Origin of the sequence: Petrotoga sp. SL27 (genome assembly GCF_002924605.1) — a bacterium.
GTDB lineage: Bacteria > Thermotogota > Thermotogae > Petrotogales > Petrotogaceae > Petrotoga > Petrotoga sibirica.
On the sequence record NZ_JAIP01000027.1, the window covers coordinates 1 to 22,328 of the forward strand.

Annotated in this window: 16 protein-coding genes, 2 rRNA genes and 1 other RNA gene; 10 read left to right on the forward strand and 9 right to left on the reverse strand. The window is 35.1% G+C overall.

Translation table 11 applies throughout. From position 1 onward, the window contains the following. The 6 genes from AD60_RS09370 to AD60_RS09395 form a co-directional block, all read left to right on the forward strand. Positions 1-1,799, forward strand: a 23S ribosomal RNA gene (locus tag AD60_RS09370); the annotation flags it as partial. Positions 1,800-1,826: 27 nt separating this feature from the next. Continuing rightward, positions 1,827-1,939: ribosomal RNA gene (gene rrf / locus AD60_RS09375) — 5S ribosomal RNA — on the forward strand. A gap of 145 nt (positions 1,940-2,084) precedes the next feature. Then, on the forward strand, positions 2,085-3,764 hold the full coding sequence (locus tag AD60_RS09380; protein ID WP_103927608.1) for a phospho-sugar mutase: 1,680 nt from the start codon (positions 2,085-2,087) through the stop codon (positions 3,762-3,764). A 27-nt stretch (positions 3,765-3,791) separates the two neighbouring features. Continuing rightward, positions 3,792-4,370 (forward strand): hypothetical protein, encoded by a 579-nt coding sequence (locus AD60_RS09385; protein WP_103927609.1) that lies wholly within the window; start codon positions 3,792-3,794, stop codon positions 4,368-4,370. A gap of 11 nt (positions 4,371-4,381) precedes the next feature. After that, complete coding sequence (gene truA, locus AD60_RS09390; protein ID WP_103927610.1) at positions 4,382-5,119, forward strand: tRNA pseudouridine(38-40) synthase TruA; 738 nt, start codon at positions 4,382-4,384, stop codon at positions 5,117-5,119. Positions 5,120-5,196: 77 nt separating this feature from the next. After that, on the forward strand, positions 5,197-6,240 hold the full coding sequence (locus AD60_RS09395) for a hypothetical protein (protein WP_146048840.1): 1,044 nt from the start codon (positions 5,197-5,199) through the stop codon (positions 6,238-6,240). A 7-nt stretch (positions 6,241-6,247) separates the two neighbouring features. Here AD60_RS09395 and AD60_RS09400 read toward each other — a convergent pair whose 3' ends face one another. The 9 genes from AD60_RS09400 to AD60_RS09435 form a co-directional block, all read right to left on the reverse strand. Further along, positions 6,248-6,976, reverse strand: coding sequence for an ATP-binding cassette domain-containing protein (locus tag AD60_RS09400; protein WP_103927612.1), 729 nt, complete (start codon positions 6,974-6,976; stop codon positions 6,248-6,250). Between the two features lies 1 nt (position 6,977). Beyond that, complete coding sequence (locus AD60_RS10225; RefSeq protein WP_158248424.1) at positions 6,978-7,154, reverse strand: hypothetical protein; 177 nt, start codon at positions 7,152-7,154, stop codon at positions 6,978-6,980. Positions 7,155-7,334: 180 nt separating this feature from the next. Then, complete coding sequence (gene hydF / locus AD60_RS09405) at positions 7,335-8,531, reverse strand: [FeFe] hydrogenase H-cluster maturation GTPase HydF (RefSeq protein ID WP_103927613.1); 1,197 nt, start codon at positions 8,529-8,531, stop codon at positions 7,335-7,337. Further along, the gene (gene hydE, locus AD60_RS09410; protein ID WP_103927614.1) at positions 8,509-9,651 is read right to left on the reverse strand and encodes a [FeFe] hydrogenase H-cluster radical SAM maturase HydE; all 1,143 of its coding nucleotides are present in this window, start codon (positions 9,649-9,651) and stop codon (positions 8,509-8,511) included. Before hydE ends, hydF begins: the two co-directional genes overlap by 23 nt. An 18-nt stretch (positions 9,652-9,669) precedes the next feature. Further along, positions 9,670-11,085: a [FeFe] hydrogenase H-cluster radical SAM maturase HydG gene (hydG, locus tag AD60_RS09415; RefSeq protein ID WP_103927615.1), complete on the reverse strand. Its 1,416-nt coding sequence runs from the start codon at positions 11,083-11,085 to the stop codon at positions 9,670-9,672. Between the two features lie 517 nt (positions 11,086-11,602). After that, positions 11,603-11,963, reverse strand: a transfer-messenger RNA (tmRNA) gene (gene ssrA, locus AD60_RS09420). Positions 11,964-12,044: 81 nt separating this feature from the next. Next, a complete protein-coding gene (locus tag AD60_RS09425) occupies positions 12,045-12,665 on the reverse strand; it encodes a HEAT repeat domain-containing protein (RefSeq protein ID WP_103927616.1) in 621 nt (206 codons plus the stop codon). Positions 12,666-12,681: 16 nt separating this feature from the next. Further along, the gene (locus AD60_RS09430; RefSeq protein WP_103927617.1) at positions 12,682-14,277 is read right to left on the reverse strand and encodes a DNA repair protein RecN; all 1,596 of its coding nucleotides are present in this window, start codon (positions 14,275-14,277) and stop codon (positions 12,682-12,684) included. Between the two features lie 61 nt (positions 14,278-14,338). Beyond that, a complete protein-coding gene (locus AD60_RS09435) occupies positions 14,339-15,757 on the reverse strand; it encodes a glycosyltransferase (protein WP_103927618.1) in 1,419 nt (472 codons plus the stop codon). Positions 15,758-15,979: 222 nt separating this feature from the next. On the opposite strand from AD60_RS09435, the gene AD60_RS09440 reads away from it, so the two are divergent. The 4 genes from AD60_RS09440 to glgP all read left to right on the forward strand — a co-directional run bounded on the left by AD60_RS09440 (position 15,980) and on the right by glgP (position 22,284). Then, the gene (locus tag AD60_RS09440; RefSeq protein WP_146048841.1) at positions 15,980-16,882 is read left to right on the forward strand and encodes a phospholipase D-like domain-containing protein; all 903 of its coding nucleotides are present in this window, start codon (positions 15,980-15,982) and stop codon (positions 16,880-16,882) included. An 82-nt stretch (positions 16,883-16,964) separates the two neighbouring features. Continuing rightward, the gene (locus AD60_RS09445) at positions 16,965-18,692 is read left to right on the forward strand and encodes an NAD+ synthase (protein ID WP_103927620.1); all 1,728 of its coding nucleotides are present in this window, start codon (positions 16,965-16,967) and stop codon (positions 18,690-18,692) included. A 169-nt stretch (positions 18,693-18,861) separates the two neighbouring features. Continuing rightward, a complete protein-coding gene (locus AD60_RS09450) occupies positions 18,862-19,614 on the forward strand; it encodes a hypothetical protein (RefSeq protein WP_103927621.1) in 753 nt (250 codons plus the stop codon). A 102-nt stretch (positions 19,615-19,716) separates the two neighbouring features. Beyond that, positions 19,717-22,284, forward strand: coding sequence for an alpha-glucan family phosphorylase (glgP, locus tag AD60_RS09455; protein WP_103927622.1), 2,568 nt, complete (start codon positions 19,717-19,719; stop codon positions 22,282-22,284). Positions 22,285-22,328: the final 44 nt, after the last annotated feature.

The window sequence follows — 22,328 nt, forward strand, 5'->3', positions numbered from 1 at the left end:
AAAGAGTGCGTAACAGCTCACCGGTAGAAGAGGACTGCGCCGAAAATGTAACGGAGCTAAAGCCGCGCACCGAAGCTACGGTATAGCCGAAAGGCTATAGGTAGGGGAGCGATGTGCGAGGGAGAAGCATAACTGAAAGGTTATGTGGACGAAGCACAAGAGAGAATGCAGGCATGAGTAACGAAATGGGAGTGAGAATCTCCCACCCCTAAAGTCTAAGGGTACCTGGGGAAGGGTCGTCCGCCCAGGGTAAGTCGGGACCTAAGGTAAACCCGAAAGGGGTAGCCGATGGAAAACGGGTAAAGAATCCCGTACCGGTAAAAGAGGAGCTACAAGGGGGGACACAGGAGGTAAAGCTACCGAGACAGGGTTGCAAATCTTCCAAGCGACGATGCCGAAGAAGCTGGTAGGAAAACCCGCCGGTGGAGGAGGAGTCGTGATGGGGAGGCCGCAAGGCCAACGGTAGATAATCACACTGTCGAGAAAAGCCTCGTGTAGCTAAGATCCTTTTACTGCCCGTTCTGGAAACCGACACAGGTAGACGAGCTGAGAAGGCAAAGGGGAGCGGAATAACCTTCGTTAAGGAACTAGGCAAAATGGCCCCGTAACTTCGGGAGAAGGGGTGGACTATTAGTGTGAGCAATCATGCTAATAGAGCCGCAGTGACAAGTCCCTAGCGACTGTTTACCAAAAACACAGGTCTCTGCGAACACGGAAGTGGAAGTATAGGGACTGACGCCTGCCCAGTGCCGGAAGGTTAAGGGGAGGGGTGCGAGCCTCGAACTGAAGCCCCGGTAAACGGCGGCCGTAACTATAACGGTCCTAAGGTAGCGAAATTCCTTGTCGGGTAAGTTCCGACCTGCATGAATGGCGTAACGACTAGGGAGCTGTCTTAACGGAGGATCCGGTGAAATTACAAGCTCGGTGAAGACGCCGAGGACCCGCAGCTAGACGGAAAGACCCCGTGGAGTTTTACTGTAACCTGACATTGTAACTTATCGTTGTATGTACAGGATAGGCGGGAGGCGGAGAAAGCTGCTCGCCAGGGCAGCTGGAGCCGACAGTGGGATACCGCTCTTACAACGATGGGTTACTAACGGGAGAAAGTGAAGAGCTTGACCTGGACAGTGTTAGGAGGGCAGTTTAACTGGGGCGGTTGCCTCCCAAAAGGTAACGGAGGTGTTCGAAGGTAGGCTCAAGTGGGTTGGGAATCCACTGAAGAGTGCAAAGGCAAAAGCCTGCTTAACTGAGAGACTGACGAGTCGAACAGGAGGGAAACCTGGACTTAGTGACCCGGCGGTTCTGAGAGGAAGGGCCGTCGATCAACGGATAAAAGTTACCCCGGGGATAACAGACTAATCACGCCCGAGAGTTCACATCGACGGCGTGGATTGGCACCTCGATGTCGGCTCATCGCAACCTGGGGCTGAAGCCGGTCCCAAGGGTTGGGCTGTTCGCCCATTAAAGCGGTACGTGAGCTGGGTTCAGAACGTCGTAAGACAGTTCGGTCCCTATCTGCTGCGGGGGTAGGAAGCTTGAAGGGGGTTGCTCCTAGTACGAGAGGACCGGAGTGAGTATGTCCCTGGTGAATCAGCTGTTATGCAAATAGCAGGAGCTGAGTAGCTACACATATAACCGATAACCGCTGAAAGCATCTAAGCGGGAAACGGGCCCAAACAATAGGCTTCCCACTCTTAGGAGGTAAGGGCAGTCTGAGAAGAAGACGTAGATAGGCCGCAGGTGTAAGTACTGAGAAGTATTGAGCCGAGCGGTACTAATAGCCCGAGGCTTTGGACGAAACTCTATGCACTTGTGAATGAGTAATAGGGGGTGAAGAGAACGATACGGGAAACACCCAGAACCATACCGAACCTGACGGTTAAGCCGTATCGTGCCGATGGTAGTACGCTAAGACGTGTGAGAGTAGGTATCGCCCCCTTCCTTTTTTTTTTGAAAATATTTCTCTGCCCAAGTCCCGCCTTAATAATTGCCGCGTGTATTTCACGCGGTATTTTTGTTTAATAAAAAGGGAAAAATATGATATAATTCTTAATGAAATTCTAAAAATGGAGGTAGAAGTTAAGATGACCGATGTTAAAGAAATTGCATATAAAAGATATCAAGAATGGCTTGAAAATGTAACAGAAGAATCTAAAGAGGAATTGTTCCATTTGAAGGACAATGAAGATGAAATAATTGATCGATTTTATAAAGATTTAGACTTTGGAACGGGTGGTTTAAGAGGTATAATGGGCGTTGGAACCAACAGAATGAATGTTTACACCGTGGCTCGAGCAACTCAAGGATTTGCGAATTATTTGAAAAGGTATAAAGATTTTCCCAGTGTTGTTATTGCTTACGATACAAGGAGGAACTCAGACTTATTCGCCAAGGTTGCAGCTCGAGTGTTAGCAGCAAATAATGTAAATGTATATATTTTTGATCAAGTTGCTCCCACGCCGTTACTTTCCTTTGCTGTAAGAAAATTAAGAACAGATGGAGGGATAATTGTAACTGCGAGTCATAATCCACCGGAATACAACGGTTACAAAGTTTACACATCCGATGGTACTCAGGCGGTTCCCCTGTATGCTAATAAAATTACTTCAGAAATTGAAAAGATTGATTATTTCAAAGATATTAAGATGGCAAGCTTTGAAGAAGCCCTTAATTCTGAACAAATAAATATGCTTGATGAATCTATTTTCAACGATTATTTAGATGAAATTGAAGGGTATATTAGGTCCTTAAATCCTAAAATGGATAAGAAGCCTGTAATAGTATATACACCATTATATGGAGCAGCTTTGAAGCTAGTTGAGGGCATTTTGAAAAGGTTAGGTTTCGAATATAGTTTAGTTGAAGAACAATCGAAAATTGATCCTTCTTTTTCAACACTAAAGGTTCCAAATCCAGAAGAGAAAGAAGCATTTGAACTGGCTTTGAAGAAAGCAAAAGAAATAGATGCTGATCTTGTTTTGGCAACAGATCCTGACGGTGATAGAATAGGCGTGTTTGAAAAGTACAAAGGCAATTATGTATCTTTCACTGGAAATCAAGTTGGAGTGATGTTGTCTCATTATTTATTGAGTAAATTCAGTGAATTTTCTTCCTTGAAACCTGACGATTATATTGTTAAGACAATAGTTACTACCGATATGGTTAAACCCATCGCTCAAGAGTTTAATGTAAAAATCGAAGAAACATTAACAGGATTCAAATATATAGGAGAAAAAATTGAAAATTATATGAACAGTGGAAGAAAATTTATATTTGGATTTGAGGAAAGTTATGGATATTTAGCGAATGATCATGTAAGGGATAAAGATGCTGTAATTGCTGCTGCATTAATTTCTGTTATGAGTTCAGAAATGCTCTCCGAGATGAAAACACTCACTGAATATTTGAAGGATCTGAAAGAAAGATATGGTTATTATGATGAAAAGCTTCTTTCATTCACTTTTGAAGGGTTTGAAGGGACTCAAAAAATCAAAAGAATAATGAACAAAATGAGGAAAACCCCTCCTATAAAAGTTGGTGATTTTACTTTGAAAGAGACTTTGGATTATCTTAACCAGATAGAAGGATTTCCAAAATCTGACGTCGTAGAATTGAGATACTCAAACATTAAAATAATAGCAAGACCTTCAGGAACAGAACCCAAAATAAAATTTTATATTTTGGTAAAATCTTCTTCAGAACAAAAATCCGTTAAATTAATAAAAGAGGCTGAACAGGCAATTTCAGAAATTGTAAATGTATGATAATATTTCAAATAAAGGTGAGTGAAAATGCGGTTTCATAACGTTTTGTTTTCAGATAAAGGTAATTTTGTAGAAATTAAAGATATCTCTTACTTGGATAGCAGTACTATAATAATTAACAGCATACTTCCACTCTCAATTTTAAGTAAAAGTACTGATCATTTCGTTGGTTATTTCTTGGTAGAAGAAGATAATAAAGATTTATCAGGTATAAGAAGACACTTAAATATAAGTGAGCGAAAAGGGAAATTCCTTAAGCTAAATTATTGTGATGAGATTTCGAATAAGGTCAGAGAGATTCATGGTGATTATGTTGATCTTGTTTCTAAATTTGTAGGGTTAAGGAGGGTAATTTCGTCTTTCAACGATTTGATTTTAGAAAACGATATAAATAATAATTTTAGTTATTGGCTCGAAAAGACAGTGGAACATGTTCCTTATGATATTAAAGATTTGATTGCTCAAAGGACTACAAAACTTGTTAATTTGTATTTGATAAAAGTCTTCGAAGGAATTTATAAAAAAAATGTAGATCTATTAAAAAAATATGAATCAGAAATAGTATTCAAAATTTTAGAAGCTCAAATACTGCAGAAGACGTATTAGGAGGAATTTTTGTGAAATGGGTCGCAGCAAAGGTGATGTATGATGGAACAAACTTTTATGGTTATCAAAGTCAACCAACATTTCGTACCGTTCAAGATGAATTCGAAAAAGCGTTGAAGGTTATTTTTAAAAAAGAAATTCAATCTTATGCGTGTGGAAGAACAGATACGGGGGTACATGCTACTGGTCAAATTATTTCATTTAAGGTAGAAAACGAAAATATGACTGAAAAAAATATTAAAGATGCTTTAAATGCTATTTTACCGGAAGATATATATGTGAAAGAAGTAAAAGAAGTAAAAGAAGGGTTTAACCCAAGGGCTGAGGCAAAAAAAAGAATATATCACTATTTTATTTATATAAATGAAGATCCCAATATATTTTTAAGAAACAGGGTTTGGTGGGTTCCACTCAAATTAAATCTTGAAAAGATGAGGCAAGCAGCAAAATATTTTGAAGGAGAACATGACTTTACAAGCTTTAAAACTGGTAACGATGAAAGGAATCCCATAAGAACAATTTATAGGGTGAGAATAATACAGTTACGAAAAGATCTAATTTTAATAAGAGTTGAAGGTAAGTCTTTTTTAAGAAGAATGGTCAGAAATATAGTTGGTGCATTGGTAAAGGTAGGTACAGATGTATGGGAAGTAGAAAAAATAGAAGAAATTTTAGAAGCAAAGAAAAGAGCTTCGGCTCCTGCATCGGCTCCCTCACAAGGGTTGTATTTTTACTCTGCTTTATTTTGATTAGTAATTTAACCTTAGCAAAAGTGGAAATAGGGTTAGTTTACAACGGTCCCTCAAAATATTTTGCTGAGGTTTTATTGAATCTTTACAAATATGCGGATATCTCCATTCCGCCAAGTGAAAACTCTCAAATTATGAAAATAGATTATATTAAAGATCTATTCTATATAAACTATAACAACAAAACCGTATCAACATCATTGGAAAAGTTGGATAGTGTGTTTCGTGAATCACTTAATGAATTTCCTAGGAGCGTCTTTGTAATTGCAGAAAGCTCTTATATTGTTACTGATAATGGAACCAAAACATCTGCATTTCTAAGTTGGGATAAAAATATGAATATAGTTCTAGATGTGAATGGTTTTATTTTTGAGCATCAATTTTCTCCACCCATTGGTGAAGTAATTACGAGAGTACCGTCAAAATGGATAGATCTACAGATTACAGGTTATAGCAAAGAAGCTACTTTAAACAATCTGAAAATAAAAACACCAATTACTATCGAGGTCCCACCTTCAAAACTCACATTAACGGAAGGATTGAAAAAAATAGAAATAGACTTAACTAATTATGAAGGTGAAAAGTATACATTAGATCTGAAAAAACAACAGATATATGAAAAAGTTGAAACTAAGATAGATAAAGTATTTGAAATTGAAAGCGGAGTTTTCTTTTACGGAGATCCATTTTCTGTTTGGTTGCCAAAAAAAGGAAAACCTGTCATTACGAAGTCCAGGTTTTATTGTGATTATGGTGATGTAGAAGAAAAAAGTAAGACATTCTATATCGACGGAGAGATTGTTTTTGCTTACGAAAAAGATAACACGGTTTATTTGCTTTCTAGTTCAGGTCAATTTGTCACTTTGGGTAAAAAAAATATAAATCGCGATTTTGAAAGATCTCCTTTATCAATTTTGGTTACAGATGAATATATTCAGTTAAAAACCTTCAAATTAGAAAGCTATAGGATTGAATTTGCTGGAGGGATATTTAAAGAAGGAAATGTATACAATATGTTTTTAGATTTACCTTCTTACGAACCTCAACAGAACTACGATTTTGGAAATTTCAACGTTGAAATTGCAAAAAATGAGGTTGTAATCTATTCTAATGAGAATTAAGGGATGACTAACTGGGAAAATCTAATATAAAATTCTCAATGCTTCCTTTGTATAGGATCTCACCTTCATTCAAAAAGACAATCTTTTCAGCGATATCAGAAAACAAAGAGAGATTTCTTGTGGAAATAATCAATGACCGATCCTCTTTTATATCGAAAAGAAAGTCTTTAATATCTTTATGCATGAAATCATCCAAATGGTCTAGAATAGAATCAAAAATAAACACCTGTGGATTCCTTGCTAAACTCAAAAAAATTATAAAAGCAATCTTATCTCCAATAGTCCAGTTACCAAAATCCTCATAACTTTTTAATGAAGAATGATTAGAAAAAATATTTGCAATATTAAGCTTTTCAAGAAGCATGAATTGTTCTTGGGATATGTCGGAAGGTTTTATTCCTAAAGCTAGGTTAAAAACTTCGCTTAAAGTTAAGAAATTTATATTATCGACAAAGGTAGGCTCTGAATAAGCGATCTCGGATCGCAAATATCTTTTTTCGATATTATTAACATCCTCGCCTAAAAATAAAACCTGTCCGGTGGTTTTAATACCTTTGAAGAGTTCTTTGTTCAGCGCGACAATAGACCTAGCTAACAAAGATTTCCCAGCATTTCTAGGTCCATAAATTAAAAGGATTTCATTTTTTGATATTTCTAAATTAATGTTATTCAATAGTTTTCGGTTGTTGATGTATACAGATAGATCATTAATTTCGACAATAGTATCTTTTTTCATTCTAACGTTTTGTACTTTTCTTATTATTAAAAAAATAGTCTTCTTTGGCTAAAGCTAACTTTCTAATACTTTCCTCGTCGTTAGCATTTTTTAGAGATCTAATAAAATCAATTTGAGAAGAATATTTGAATTTGAGATAGTCATTTTCATTGGAAGCACTTTGATTTTCCTTGTACACCGCAATTCGCCGCCTTTCTTCACTTAACCTTTAAATTGGTGGCTTACAAATAATATAATACTCTCTTCTTTATACAAAAAAGCTAAATTTCATTACAGTTCTTTTATAAAACCGTGAAAAATCAAATGTTTAAGGAAAAAAGAAAGGCCCCATAAAATCAGGAGCCTCAATAAAAATTGTTTATAATGAAAGAGGTTCTAAAGTTCTATTTAAGGATCCGTGGAGAAAAGATATTAGCACCCCATAATTAACGACAGGAACTCCTAACCTATTGATTGAATTTATTCTTCTTAGCATCATTCTTCTTGTAAGTGTACATCCCCCACAATGTACGACTAATTTTACGTTCTTTACATCTTCTATGTCAGGGAATTCTTTTCCAGCAATAAACTTAAAATTCAAGGATTTTTGAGTATATTTTTTGAGCCATTTGGGAATTTTGACTCTTCCAATATCTTCACTTAACGGGCGATGAGAACAACCTTCCATTATAAGAATTGTATCGCCGTTTTCCAAATTATTAATTACACCTACATCCTTAGTTAAGATACTGATATCTCCTTTATGACGTGCCTCTAATATTGAAAATGTAGTTAGATTTACATCTTCAGGCACTAATTCAGCAACCTTCCCAATGGCTTGTGAATCGGTAATAACTAAATCAGGTTTTTCTTTCAACTTACTAATTATTTCGCTTATTCCTTCAACAGAAGTCACAATTGGGAAAGCCTTTCTATCTATTGCTTCTCTTATAGTTGCTACCTGAGGCATTATCAATCGACCTTTTGGTGCTCCTGTGTCCACCGGGACGACAAGTAAGACAATATCGTTGCTTTTAATAAATTGTGGAAGCAACGGAATTTCTTCTTCCTTTGGTTTTAATTTAGTCAAAGCTTCTTTGACTCTTTCTATATTAACTTTTTCTAAGCAAGATACTTCAAAAACAGGTCTTCCAAAAGAATTAATATATAATTGTTTTAAATTAGATACGTCGTTAAGTTGATCTATTTTGTTCAATACGATTATGAATGGGATATTCATCTTTTCAAAGAGATCACAAATAGAGTGTTCAAACCCATTGGGTTCAGAATCAACTACTAAAATTCCTATATCAGCTTTGTAAAAAGCTCTTTTAGCCCTTTCAATTCTTTTTTCTCCCAGTTCACCTTCATCATCTATACCTGGGGTATCAATTAAAGTAACGGGTCCTATAGGTTGTAACTCCATACTTTTATAGACCGGATCTGTAGTTGTCCCGGCAACGTTTGAAACTAGCGCTATTTCTTGGTTCACAATGGCATTTATCAAAGAGGATTTTCCAACGTTTCTTCTTCCAGCGATAGCTATGTAAGTTCTATAACCTGATGTTGCTGGCATTCTTTCTATCCTCCATTCGTTTTTGGGTTATTTTGGAAGGTGAGAAGCCTAATTGTTTGATTTTTTCATATGTCTCATAAAACTCTACTTTTATCTTATTATCGTAGATGTTGTAATTTTTTCTATACACTTCTGGAGTAATGTTAACCATAATAACGTTACACCCCGCAAAAAAACCTTGGTATTGCAAATCGGGAGAAATCGTTCCTAATGCGGTAGTAGTAGGTATTTGTGCTCTTGGCACACAAAATCTTGTGGCACAGTAGGCGTTTAAAGTTAATTCACCACTCCCACTAGGACGATTTTTTAACGGTGTGTTTTCTGTGGGGATAAATGGCCCCACACCTATCATCCTAATATTTTCATCTCTCATGAAAAGAATATCATCAGCTATATCTTCTAATGTTTGTCCAGGTAACCCTATAATATTCCCCGAACCAGTCACGTAACCTAGACTTTTCATATACCTTAAGAGTTCTATTCTATTATCATAGTTTTTTTCAGGATGGATATTTTCAAAAATATTTTTGTTAATGGTTTCGTGTTTTAGAAGTACCCTTACTGCGCCTGCTTTTCTGAATTTTCTATATGATGAAAAACTTCTTTCACCAATTGATAAAGATACGGGTAAACTTGTGTTTTTTCTTATTTCTCTGATGATGTAGATTAAATCATCATCTGTGTATCTATCGTCTTCACCACTTTGAAGAATGATAGTATCTAAACCCAGTTGCGCTGCCTGAATCGCTACTTCAATTATTTCGTCTGCACCCATCCGATACCTTTGTACAGATGTATTTTTAGCTCGCAATCCACAATAGTAACAGTTTTTCTTACAATAATTTGAAAATTCGATAACTCCTTTTATGTTTATAAAGTCTCCTGTATACGTTTTTCTGATCAGATTTGCTACATTGAAAAGATCATCTCGATCTTTATCTTCTTTTTTTAAAGACAAGATTTGTATAATGTGTTCTTTTTCTATGGTTTCATTAGATATAAAATAATTGACAATATTTTTAACTTTTTCAGAAAAATTAGAATATTCATCCCATTGAGAGGTAGAATGTGGTGTTTTACTCTGTAATATTTTTAAAATTTCTTCGTTTTGTAATTTCATACAATACATTCCTTTGCATTAAAAGTATAGATCTCTTTTTCCAGTCTTAACAAGATCTATTCTTTCTAATAATTTCTCTTTTAGAGGTCCTTCGTTCATAACCTTTAACTCTTCTTCGATCCTCTTTTCGATAGTTATCTTAGTATTTTCTGGTGCATAATCCTGGGCATACTCTAAAAGAGTCAAAATAGCGTTGGGAGTACAAAATCTCTTCACAAATCCAGGTATTGCGAACTCCATGAAGTGCTCGCCAGTTCTTCCCATCCGATAGCATGCGGTACAAAATGAAGGAAGATAACCTTCAATTGCTAATTCTTTTATTACGACGTCTAAACTCCTTTGATCACCCAAGGTGAATTGACTTTTCTTATAAGCTTGTTGATCTTCTGTTGAATATGCACCAATTCCAATATTAGAACCAGCATCGATTTGTGAAACTCCTAACTTTAAAACCTCGTTTCTTATATGAGAAGGTTCTCTGGCTGTTAAAATTAATCCCGTGTAGGGTACAGCTAATCTTAAAATTGCCACTATCTTTTTGAATTCAATATTATTCACAAGGTATGGAGGTTGCTCAGATAAAGGGGTGTTTAGAGCTGGTTCTATTCGTGGAAATGAGATTGTATGAGGGCCAAATCCAAAGCGTTCTTCAAGATGTATTGTATGGTATAAAAGGCCCATGACCTCGAATTTATAATCGTAAAGTCCAAATAAAGCACCGATCCCAACATCGTCAATCCCAGCAGCTACAGCTCTGTCTAATCCGTATAGCCTCCATATATAACTAGATTTAGGCCCTTTTGGATGAACTTTCTTGTAAGTATCAAAATGATAAGTTTCTTGAAAAATTTGAAATGTTCCTATACCTACTTCTTTTATTTTTTTGTAATCATCAATTGTCTGAGGGGCAGCATTGATATTTACCCTTCTGATCTCACCGTTTCTGTTTTTAGTTTTGTATACCGTTTCAACGGTTTTGGCTATGAAATCTGCATCGTAATCAGGATGTTCGCCATATACTAATATCAATCTTTTGTGGCCTTTATCTTCAAGAGCTCTTACTTCTTTCTCTAATTGTTCAAAACTAAGGGTATTTCTAAAAATTTCACTATTACTTGATCTAAAACCACAGTACTCACAATTGTTTATACATTTGTTTCCAATATAAAGAGGAGCAAAAAAGACTATTCTATTCCCATATACATTTCTTTTTAATGTTCTTGCGCCTTCAAAAATTTCTTCTAACGTTTCATCATCTTCAACGTTTAAAAGTGTTGCTACTTCGTCTGGGTTCAATCTTTCTTTTGATAACGATTTTTGAATAATGTCTCTGATCTTCAATTTACTTGGGGATTTTGTTTCTTCCAAAAGGTTAAATATTTCATCTTCTTTTATGAATGGTTTTTGATTCTCTTTATCTCTTATCCAAAGCACTTAATTATCCACCTCCGTTTTTTAGATTTATACTATCTTTAGAAACTCTGAAATCTTCTTTAGACCTTACTTCTAGAATCAAAAAATTTTTAAAATACCTCCATCATTCTAAGTTACATACAATCTGCTTTAGCTCCCCTTCGCCCAAAACGTTAAGGGGTAAACCCCTTGAGATCCCCAAACGTTAAGGGGAATCCCTTTAAAAACCCCAAATCAAGGTCAAAATCACTAAAAAAACATCGTTTGCACAATGCGGCAAACCTTAAAAAGCTTTTTTGCACAAATCAGCAAAAGGGCTCTGTCCTGTAACCCATTTAAAAACAAAATTTTATTTTTGAAAATCTTTATATTTCTAAAGTGTCGACTTTAGGATATAAGGAATTTAAATATTCTAAAACTCGTTTTATCGCCATTGTGTCCATTATCCTGCATAGAAAAAAAGGGTAGCAGTACTGTGAATGCTTCCCTCCCCTGTTTATAGTATGTATGTGAAATATTTAACTTATCTCCAAAAAAATGGTGGAGACGGCGGGAATCGAACCCGCGTCCGAAAACAGGCGAAGTCGGCTTCTCCGAGCGCAGTCCGCAATCAGTTTTTCGGAAATTGTGACTTTGCGGACCGAGTCACAATTCGCTATTACCCATTGGTACTTCTAAAATCCGGGTAAGAGATTTTAGAAGTGGAACCTTTTTCTGACGCCTCATTCCTCAAGAGAGGTTCCAAGAAAACTTGAGGAGAGACGAGCCGCCATCTACGCAGCAGCTAATGCTAATTCTGGTTTTTCGGCATTTCAATGTTTTTTCGTTTTTTACGAGGTTTCAGACTCCTCGACTCGCTTCCCGACTTCAGCCCATTCCCGTCGAACCCAATCGTCCCCATACTTTATTCTTTGACCCCGTTCTGGGTGAATTCTTTTCACTGGGATACATATATATTATAACAAATTATTAGTTCAAAATCAAGACCTCTTAAGGTGCCATTCCAGCTTTTCAGATATTTCTGGGTCAAGTTCTTGTAGGTATGGAACCAAATCAAAGTTCTTAGACAAGATTTTTGTTATAGAATCCAAAATAAGTACTTTTAAAGAATTGTTGGTAGTTTTATAATATTTTTCTAAAAGTATATCTAAAGTTTTTTTGCTTGGTAACTCGGTAATAGCCATCACACTTATCTCTTCTATTTCGCCTTCGTCGCTATCGATATAAGTTTTCAATATGTCTAGATAAGATTCATCTTTTGTAATCTTTAATAAATTCTCTAAGATCAAAGGGAAAGCCCTCTCATCGGAAAATTTATTGAACATCATCTTAAGATTTTCCACTATTTCATGACAATTCAAGTCAGACAAAAGTTCAGCCAGATACAACAAAACTGTATCGTCTTGGAGGTTGAGATTGAACCTTCTTTTGAATTCATGTAATAGGTATGCTTTTCCTTCCGGTGCCATAACACTCAATGCATCTCTTGCTAATTCTCGAACTTCGTAATCTTCGTCATCTAGTAGCTCTATTAAATTAGGTATAGCTTGAAGCCCTTTTTCATCTACTATCTTTTTTATCAGATCTTCACGACTGTACATCTTTTACACATCCTTTTCAATAAACAATGTTTCCGTACATTTCTTTTATTTCTTCTAATCTTTCATTTTCAGATAATTTTACAATCGTTGAAGTAGTATCTTCGTTCAACGTTTTTACAATTTTAAAATGTTCAGTGGCAAAATTTGCAACTTGTGGCATATGAGTAATTACAATAATTTGTTTGTCTTTTGATAATTCGTTTAGTTTATTTCCTACTACATCAGCCATTCTTGGGCCAACTCCGGAATCGATCTCATCAAAAACCATTGTATCAATTGCATGATTTTTTCCCAGTACAACCTCTACTGCTAATATTATTCTAGATAATTCACCACCGGAAGCTATTTCAGCTAAAGGCATAAAATTACTTTTTGGATTTGTTTTTAATAAGAAAGTAATCTTATGTGCGGCATCTTTTCTTGGCTCTTTTAGCTTTTCTATATTCCAATCTATCTTACTATTCTCCATATTTAAATCCTTGAGATTATTTTCAATGTGTAATTTTAAATCGTTTAGAAAGGGATTAACCTTCTCTATTATTTTATCACTGAGACCCAATAATTCGTCTCTTAACTTATACAACCTTGGTTCCAACTCATGAAAATCGTTTTTGATTTCTTCTAACTCACTTTTTTGAATTTTGAACTTGTTAAGATTTTCTAAAACATCATCAAGGGATGGACCATATTTTCTTTTCAGCTCGATGATTTTGTTCAGTCTGGTGCTAACTCTTTCCAATTCTTCTGGATCGCTGTCAAGCTCGGAAAATTTATTTTCTAAAAGAGTGTATAACTCATCTATTTGCTCTTGGATAGATAAAGCAAAAGAATGTTCTTCCTTGAATCCAAAATCTTTTAACTTTGACAGATTGTAAATTATATAGCCAATTTCTTCATCGATACTTTGCTCATCTCTGTCTTTTAGTATGTTTAAAGACTCTATCAATCGTTCCCTAATTTCTTCTATATTATTTAGAGTTTTAAACCGAGCAGAAAGTTCATCATCTTCATCAGGTTGTAAGTTTGCTTCTTCTATTTCCTGGATCTGGTAGTTTAAAATATCTATATTTCTAAAGATTTCATTTTTATTGGTTGGAAGGTTTTCTAACTTTCTTTTCAAATTCAAGTATTCTTGGTACCCTTTATCGTAATCAGAAAAATACTCGGGGAATTTATCTCTCAAAATCTTAAAGATCAAAGAATTCTGATAATTCTCATCTCTCAAAGCTATGTTAGAGTCTTGAGAATGTATTTCTAACAGATACTTCGAAATGTCTTGAACGACGTTTTTAGACACTATTGTATCGTTGATTCTGAAAAGCGTCTTTTTTGGAGTGAAATTTACGGCTAAAATCAAATCATCGCCATCAAAAGGTACATATTCTTTCACCATATCTTTAATAAACTCATTAACAGTAAAGTAAACTGAAACAGAACCTTCAGAGGTCTTCAGGTTTTGAGGCACGTTTCCAATTAAAAAAAGATTTAAAGCATTTAAAAACATTGATTTCCCCGTTCCAGACTCACCGGTGATAACGCAGAAATTATCATTAAAATCTACGTTAGCGCTTTTAAAAAGGCCAAAATTTTTTATAGACAAAGAAAGCAGCATTCACCACACCAACCTTAAAATGGGCACTCTTTTCTTCCACCATCAAAATTATACCATAATTTTAAATCTTTCGATTTTTTAAATAATCAAGTATTATTTCTTTTGCATCTAAAGGAGGCACTTTTTCTAACGTTTTTTTGGGAAGTTTAACTCCTTCCTCAATAACTTCTAAATATCCTTTAGCAGTGCTTTTCCAAGTATAATTTTCTAGAACTCTTTTTTTAACCTTTTTTGAATAATAATCATAATTATTCAAACCTTTAATTAGACCGTCAACGATATCTTGCAGATCTTCAGGATCAATCAATACACCTGACCCATCTGAGAATATTTCACTTGGTCCGCCGTTCTTTGTTGCAACAACAGCAAGGCCACAAGCGCCCGCTTCTATAGGAGCTAATCCAAAAGGCTCATAAAAAGAAGGTAGAACAAAGACAGACTTCAATTTTGAAAAAAATTTGTAAGCGGTGGCTAAGGCTTTTTGAGATTTTAAATCAAAAAAATATACCTTATCTTTTGTATCTGCTTTTTCTATTTCTTCCAAAATTGGGGTTAGGATGGATCTTTCTTTTTCAGACAATTTCTGTATATCGGTGAAAGGATCAGGAATGCCTCTTAGAAATATTCCTAAGTTTGCCTTATCTTGAAGATTCTTAGAATTTGCGTATGCCTTCACAACAGAAATATGGTTTTTTTTGAGATCTAAACGGCTGGAGAGAATGATAAAAGGTTTTTGTTGTTTGTTTAATTTTTTTTCAATTTGAGCAACAGTTTCTTGATCGAGATCAGTCATATCATCGTTAAAGATCTCGGTGTTAACTCCAGGAGGAATCACTTTGTATTTACTGTCGTTTTCAACTTCAGAAACATCGGCATACAAAGGATGAGAATATTGCTCGTATCTTTCCATAGATGTAGAGACAATAATTTTAGACGCATATTTGATAGACAGTCTTTCAGCCATTATTCTTTGTGAAAAATGATACTCTTTGTCGAGATCATCAAAATTCTCATAGGAGACATTTAATTTGTCCATTTTTTGAGCACCTAAAGAATGCCCTGTGAAAGAAAAATTCAAACCCATTTTTGATTTTAAAAGAACTCCCGAAAAACCTCCATCGGCATAATGAGTTGTGAGGAAATCTATCTTTTGGTCTTTATAGTATGAAATAATATTATTAACGTATTCCTTTAAATAAGGCCACAATTGTTCTTTAATTAAAAATTTTTCACCGCCAAAAGGTATTCTCACTATAGTTGGGTTTTTATTTGTATCAAAATAATCTAAATTTATAGAAAACTCTGGCCAGTTAGGATCATTTATCTGTCTGGTAACTATATCCACAGAAACGTTCAAATTAGCCAGTTCTTTTGATACTTCCTTGACGTAGATCAACTGACCTCCAAAATCAGGATGCTCAGTCAAATGAGAATCGTTTTTATCGAAGTTTCCTTGTGGATTGAGAAATAACACCTTCATTAAAAATTCCTCCAATAGTCTGTTATTTGCAATAGAACAAATATATTTTACCATACTTTCAATAAATTTTCTTTTTCAAAGTTTTAGAAACATAATCTGAAAATATGCTATAATTCTAAAGATTTCATTCTTTATTCATTTTGGGTGGACTGCGGGGCGAAGGGGCCCTATAGAATTGCTAAAGGTAGTATCGGGGGGAACAAAGTAGGAGGTTTAACAACATTGAAATCAAAACTTACTTTAACAGCATTATTACTATTTTCCTTTACCTCGCTTTTTCCCTATGAACTCTTCTTCTCTGGTGGAGAGTTAGTACACTTTATAAACCAAAAACTAACAACAAGCACCTCTGTAAAAGTTGTATCTTTCAGTTTGGATGACACAATTTCCGAAAATTTATCAGCTATAAAACACCAAATATTTTTAGAAAAAGATGGCGGATATTCTGGAGATTTAAATTTAAAAATCAAATACGACAAAAACACCGATGGTTACCTACATCAAAAATATATAATTTTTGATAACACCTCAGTGTTATTTGGAACAGGGAATTTCACAACAAGCGGGTTATTAACTGATTTAAACATCTTTATCTACACCGAAGATGAAAAGATTGTAAAAGTTTTCCTTGACGAATACGAAAACTTTCAAAGAGGTAAGTTTGGATATTCAAAAAAAGTAATTGACGAGCGCCTAAATAGGACAGAATTTGGGAAGGTAAAAATAGTAACAGGTCCATCTAAAGAGATACTTAACTCAGTTTTAAAAGAGATTGAGAGATCCAAAATTTCTATAAAAGTTTTTTCGTATTCTTTAACCGATCCTAACTTTGTCCATGTCTTGGAGCGGGCTTCTTCGAATAACGTAAAGGTTGAAATACTATCTGACGATTGGAATAAAATCTACGCTTCACCATTAAAGTATATGCAGGGCATAAATATAAAGTATCGGGATGACATTCATGCAAAAAGCATAACAATAGATGATGAAACGGTTATTATAGGAAGCTACAATCTGACGTACAGAGCAAGAGAGAAGAACGACGAAATGGTTGTAATAATTAAAAATAAAGGGTTAGCTGACATCATAAATAGAAAATTTGATTTATTATGGCAAGAATGGTAAAATATATTGGTGTGTCTTTTCTACAATACCTAAAAAAGGAGGCCTGTGCTTTTATAAAATAAACTGAAAGCACAAATCATATATGAAAATAAGAATATCTCTGGCCCAAATGAATTCGACCGTTGGCGATTATCGAGGAAATGTTGAAAAGATAAAAGATTTCATTTCTAAGGCAGACGAAGAAGGCGCAGATCTAATACTCTTTCCAGAATTAACTCTAAATGGTTATCCTCCCGAAGACTTAATCTTAAAAACCCAATTTCTAAGGGATTCCTTGAGAAGTATTGAGAAAATACAAGATTTTAGCAAATCAAAGGATATAGTAATAATTTTAGGCGCTGTTGATTGGGATGTTGAATCTTACAACACCGCTTTTGTTATTTACAAAGGGGAAATCTACGGTAATTATAAAAAAATGTTCTTACCAAACTACTCTGTTTTTGATGAAAAAAGGTATTTTACTGCCGGTAGAGTACCTCTGTTAGTGGAAATTGAACGGATCAAAATAGGAGTAACAATCTGTGAAGATCTCTGGGTTCCCAATGGACCGGCTGTTTCCTTGGCACAAAACGGTGCCAATTTGATTTTAAATCTTTCTTCGTCCCCTTTTTATAAGGGGAGAAATAAGGTAAGATTCGAAATGCTCAAAACTCGAGCATCGGAGTTATCAAGTTGGATCGCTTATTGTAATAATGTAGGTGGGCAAGATGAGTTGGTTTTTGATGGTGGAAGTGTTGTAATTAACCCATACGGGGAAATAGAATTAAGCGCTCCTTCTTTTAAAGAAGGGTTGTATTTTATAGACATAGACCCCCTAGAACCCACGAGAGCCAATTTAAGGGAAGGAAAAAGGAAACATTACAATCAAACTGCATATTATGAAAGTGTAAATACCATAAAAATAGGGAAAAAAATTAGAGAAAAATCTCCTATAAAAGCAGTCAAATTTGACTCATTTGATCTATACGAGCAATTGTACCTCGCTGTAAAAACAGGGATAAAAGACTACGTTTGGAAAAATGGTTTCCAAAAAGTTGTATTAGGACTAAGTGGAGGAATAGATTCCTCGCTCACAGCCGCTATTGCAGCAGACGCTATTGGTCCTGAAAATGTTTTGGGGTTAATAATGCCTTCTCAATACTCTTCTAAAGGCAGTATCGACGATTCGATAGAACTATCCAAAAATTTAGGAATAAATTACGAAATAATACCAATAAATGACATATACGAAAAATATATTGAAAATTTGAAAGAAAGCTTCAAAAGTACTGAAGAAGACAAAACTGAAGAAAACATTCAAGCAAGGATAAGGGGAAACTTAGTAATGGCATTTTCGAACAAATTTGGATATCTAGCCTTAGCTTGCGGCAACAAAAGCGAAGCGGCTACAGGATACGCCACGTTGTATGGAGATATGGCTGGAGGATTCTCTCCCATTAAAGACTTATACAAAACAGACCTATACAACGTTGCCAGAAAATACAACGAACTGCACGGAAAAGAAATTATTATAAAATCTATATTAGAAAAAGCTCCTTCAGCAGAACTTCGGCCAAATCAAAAAGATGAAGATACCTTACCCCCATATTCTTTACTAGATGAAATTTTATTCAAATATATAGACAGAGAAATGTCTTATGATGAATTACTACAAGAAGGATACGATGAAGGGCTATTGAAAAATGTTATAAACATGGTCAACAAGAACGAGTACAAAAGAAGGCAATCTCCTCCTGGTATAAAACTAACTGAAAGAAGTTTTGGAAAAGACAGAAGGATGCCAATAACCAATAAATATATACCCTGGTAGTGTAGGGGCCGTAGGTCCCTTCTATAAAAGGGCGGGCAGCGGGGTCCAAGAGATTCTCAGTCTTTTCCTTATGGGCGGTCCGCGGGGCAAACCCTTCCCAATTTCCTTAGAAGGGTGGGGAGCGGGGGAAAGGACGCTAAATAAGATCATTAAAACAGGAGAAAAAATCATGGAAGAAGAAGAAAAAGAAAAAGAAAAAGAAAAAAATCAATCCAACGACAGTCTGAAAAACCTAATAATTATAATTGGTACTATGGCGGTCATATATTTTGCAACTTTCATACTATGGAAATTATACGTAGAAAACTTAGAAAGCCATTATTACTATCCATATGTAAAAATCAAAGAAGCCGGGTATGAACGGATTAAAAAAATGCCCTTTACTCCTAAAGGTTACAATATAACTCTAGAAAATAGCAATATTACAAACACTTACACAGTAAAAACAAAGTTTGGTTCATTCAATATTCAAACATTTGATGATAGGTTTTTCTTTTTTGAAAACTCTGATATGATAATAATCTCTTATCCTTCATACGATTTCAGAGGGGTCGAATATTCTGTAATCCTTAAAAATGGAAGTATTTTTAAATTTGTCATAATACCTAACAAGGAAATTGTTGAAGATATTTTTACCTTTGTTGAAAATCTTTTAACAATAAAAATCTTAGAGGTTCCAGAATTAGCAAATTATGATTATATCAAAGAAAGTGAGGACAATTACACCATTGAAAGTAAAGGTCAAGAATTGCATTTGTCAAAAAATTTGATAAGCACAGTAGGTGAATCTCAAGAATATATTTATTTTATGTCGAAAAAGTATGGGCTGATCAATAAGATATACTATTTAGAAAAATCAACCAATAATTTTGGAGAACTAATAATGATATCTGAATCTCAAGAATTATGGATCAATAATTAAAATATTTAGAAATATAAAAAGTTTACGTATAAGCTTTAAATTTTGAAGGGGCATTACCTAATTTTAAAGATTCTATCAAAAGCCGTATTGGGAGGGTAAAAAATGGATTTTATAAGTAAAGTTACCGTTGTTCCAAAAATCCCGGAAAAGATATATGGGATAAAAGAACTCTCTGAAAACATGTGGTGGACTTGGAATTATAAAGCTCAACAATTATTTGAATACATAGACAAAGAACTTTGGCATTCCACTCAGAGAAATCCGATAACTTTTTTGAAGCGCGTGGAACAAAAAAAGTTAAACAACGCCGCTGAAGATTCAAAATTCAATGAACTCTATCAAGAAGTCATGAAAGAATTCTCTGATTATATGAATGAAAGCAGCAACACATGGTTTAGAAAAACCCACAGTACTTTTAAGGAAGGAAAAATTGCATACTTTTGTATGGAATACGGCCTTCACGAGTCTTTCCCTATGTATTCAGGTGGTTTAGGGGTATTGGCTGGAGATCATCTAAAAAGTGCAAGTGATCTAGGTATCCCCCTTATTGCAATAGGCTTACTATACCAAAAGGGTTATTTTATCCAGAAACTTAATTCAGAAGGTTGGCAAGAAAGCATATATTTAGATTACGATTTTTCGGATTTTCCTATACTTCCCGCCAAAGATAACAGCGGAGATGAAATATACGTTGATGTAGACCTATTAGGGAAAAAGCTCTTCGCCAAAGTTTGGCATGTAAAGGTAGGAAGAGTGAGTTTATATCTTCTTGATACAAACCTAATGCAAAATGAACCTGAAGATAGAGAAATAACCTCCACTTTGTATGGAGGAGACATAGAAATGCGGATGAAACAAGAAATACTAATAGGAATTGGTGGAGTTAAAGCAGTAAGGAAATTAGGATACAACCCATCTGTTTGGCACATGAATGAAGGTCACGCCGCATTCTTGGGGCTTGAAAGAATACGTGAATTAGTTCAAGAACACGGTTTGACTTTTCAAGAAGCTATTGAAGCGGTTCGAGCTGGAAATGTTTTTACCACTCACACTCCCGTACCTGCTGGAAACGATGTATTTTCTATTTCCTTAATTGATAAATATTTTGGAGATTTCTGGCCTAAACTCGGAGCTTCAAGGCAGGACTTTCTAAATTTAGGTTTAGAAAAGAAACAAAACTCAGAAGAATTATTTTCAATGACTATTTTAGCCCTAAAACTCTCTGGAAGATCAAACGGGGTATCAAGGCTACATGGAGAAGTGTCGAGGAAGTTGTGGAACCATGTTTGGCCAGGGATTGAATGGTTGGAAGTACCTATAAATTACGTTACCAACGGTGTTCACATAGACACATGGTTAAACCCCAAATTGCAGGAATTTTTAAAAGAATACTTAGGCGCTGACTGGATGTCGAAAATAGATGATCCTGAACTTTGGGGAAAAATTGATAACATCTCTGACCATGAATTGTGGGAAATCCATCAACAACTGAAGAAAGAGTTAATAGAATACATTAGGAAGAGTATAAAAGCACAAAGATCGAGACATGGTGAAACAGTTGAGCAACTCGAAGAAGTAAATCAAATAGGAGATGAAAAAGCCTTAACTATTGGTTTTGCAAGAAGGTTTGCTACTTACAAAAGAGCAGATTTGATATTCAGTGATGAAGAAAGGTTAAAAAAGATTTTGAACGATCCAGATAAACCAGTACAATTAATATTCGCAGGTAAAGCTCACCCAGCAGATAAACCAGGTCAAGAACTCATAAAAAAGATATACGAATACTCAAGAAAACCAGAATTTCAAAATAAGATAATAATTTTAGAAAACTACGATATGGAGATGGCAAGATACTTAGTCTCAGGGGTAGATATTTGGTTAAACAACCCCAGGCGCCCGAGGGAGGCATCTGGAACATCAGGTGAAAAAGCTGGAATGAACGGTGCTATAAACTTCTCTGTATTAGATGGCTGGTGGGTTGAAGGATACAACGGCAAAAACGGATGGGCTATAGGGGATAACAGAGACTACGATGACTTAAAATTACAAGACAAAATAGACAGTGTCTCAATATACAACCAATTGGAAAAACAAATAATACCCATGTACTATGAAAAAGAAGAAGCTAACATTTCAAAAGAATGGGTATCAAGGATGAAAGAATCTATTAAAAGTGTCACATCCTACTTCAACACCTCAAGGATGCTCAAAGAGTACACCCAAAAACTATATATGCCTGCTCTTGAGCAGTACATACGTTTTTCAAGTAATAACTACAAGTTGGCAAAAGAATTTGCCGGTTGGGTTAAATTATTAAAAGAAAACTGGGATTCTATAAAAATACACGTTAAACTTGACCAGGATCTAACCGGAGTAAAAAATGCAGAAGAAGAAATAGGAGTAAAGGCAGAAATATACTTACCAGGTATCGGTCCAGACTCAATCTTACCAGAAGTAGTATTCGCTAGGCTAAAAGATGGTAAAATTGTAAATATAAGACGGTACGACATGAAACTCATCAAAGAAGTGCAAAAAGACACTTATCAATACTCAGTAAAATTCAAAATAGAAGACAGAGGGGAATATGGAATAAATATAAGAGTAACACCTAACAATCCCCTTATGCCCCATAAAAACTACTTGATGGGCCTTGTAAAATATCCTCAATAAGATTATGTAAATTTTTTATCTACCCCCTTGATTTCAATATATTG

Excerpts from the sequence above, each read along its gene's own strand:
- AD60_RS09400 (WP_103927612.1), bottom strand. The coding sequence starts at position 6,976 with ATGAAAAAAGATACTATTGTCGAAATTAATGATCTATCTGTATACATC.
- AD60_RS09425 (WP_103927616.1), bottom strand. The coding sequence starts at position 12,665 with ATGTACAGTCGTGAAGATCTGATAAAAAAGATAGTAGATGAAAAAGGG.
- AD60_RS09445 (WP_103927620.1), top strand. The coding sequence starts at position 16,965 with ATGAAAATAAGAATATCTCTGGCCCAAATGAATTCGACCGTTGGCGAT.
- glgP (WP_103927622.1), top strand. The coding sequence starts at position 19,717 with ATGGATTTTATAAGTAAAGTTACCGTTGTTCCAAAAATCCCGGAAAAG.
- AD60_RS09385 (WP_103927609.1), top strand. The coding sequence starts at position 3,792 with ATGCGGTTTCATAACGTTTTGTTTTCAGATAAAGGTAATTTTGTAGAA.
- AD60_RS09430 (WP_103927617.1), bottom strand. The coding sequence starts at position 14,277 with ATGCTGCTTTCTTTGTCTATAAAAAATTTTGGCCTTTTTAAAAGCGCT.
- hydF (WP_103927613.1), bottom strand. The coding sequence starts at position 8,531 with ATGCCAGCAACATCAGGTTATAGAACTTACATAGCTATCGCTGGAAGA.
- AD60_RS09450 (WP_103927621.1), top strand. The coding sequence starts at position 18,862 with ATGGAAGAAGAAGAAAAAGAAAAAGAAAAAGAAAAAAATCAATCCAAC.
- AD60_RS09435 (WP_103927618.1), bottom strand. The coding sequence starts at position 15,757 with ATGAAGGTGTTATTTCTCAATCCACAAGGAAACTTCGATAAAAACGAT.
- AD60_RS09380 (WP_103927608.1), top strand. The coding sequence starts at position 2,085 with ATGACCGATGTTAAAGAAATTGCATATAAAAGATATCAAGAATGGCTT.
- hydE (WP_103927614.1), bottom strand. The coding sequence starts at position 9,651 with ATGAAATTACAAAACGAAGAAATTTTAAAAATATTACAGAGTAAAACA.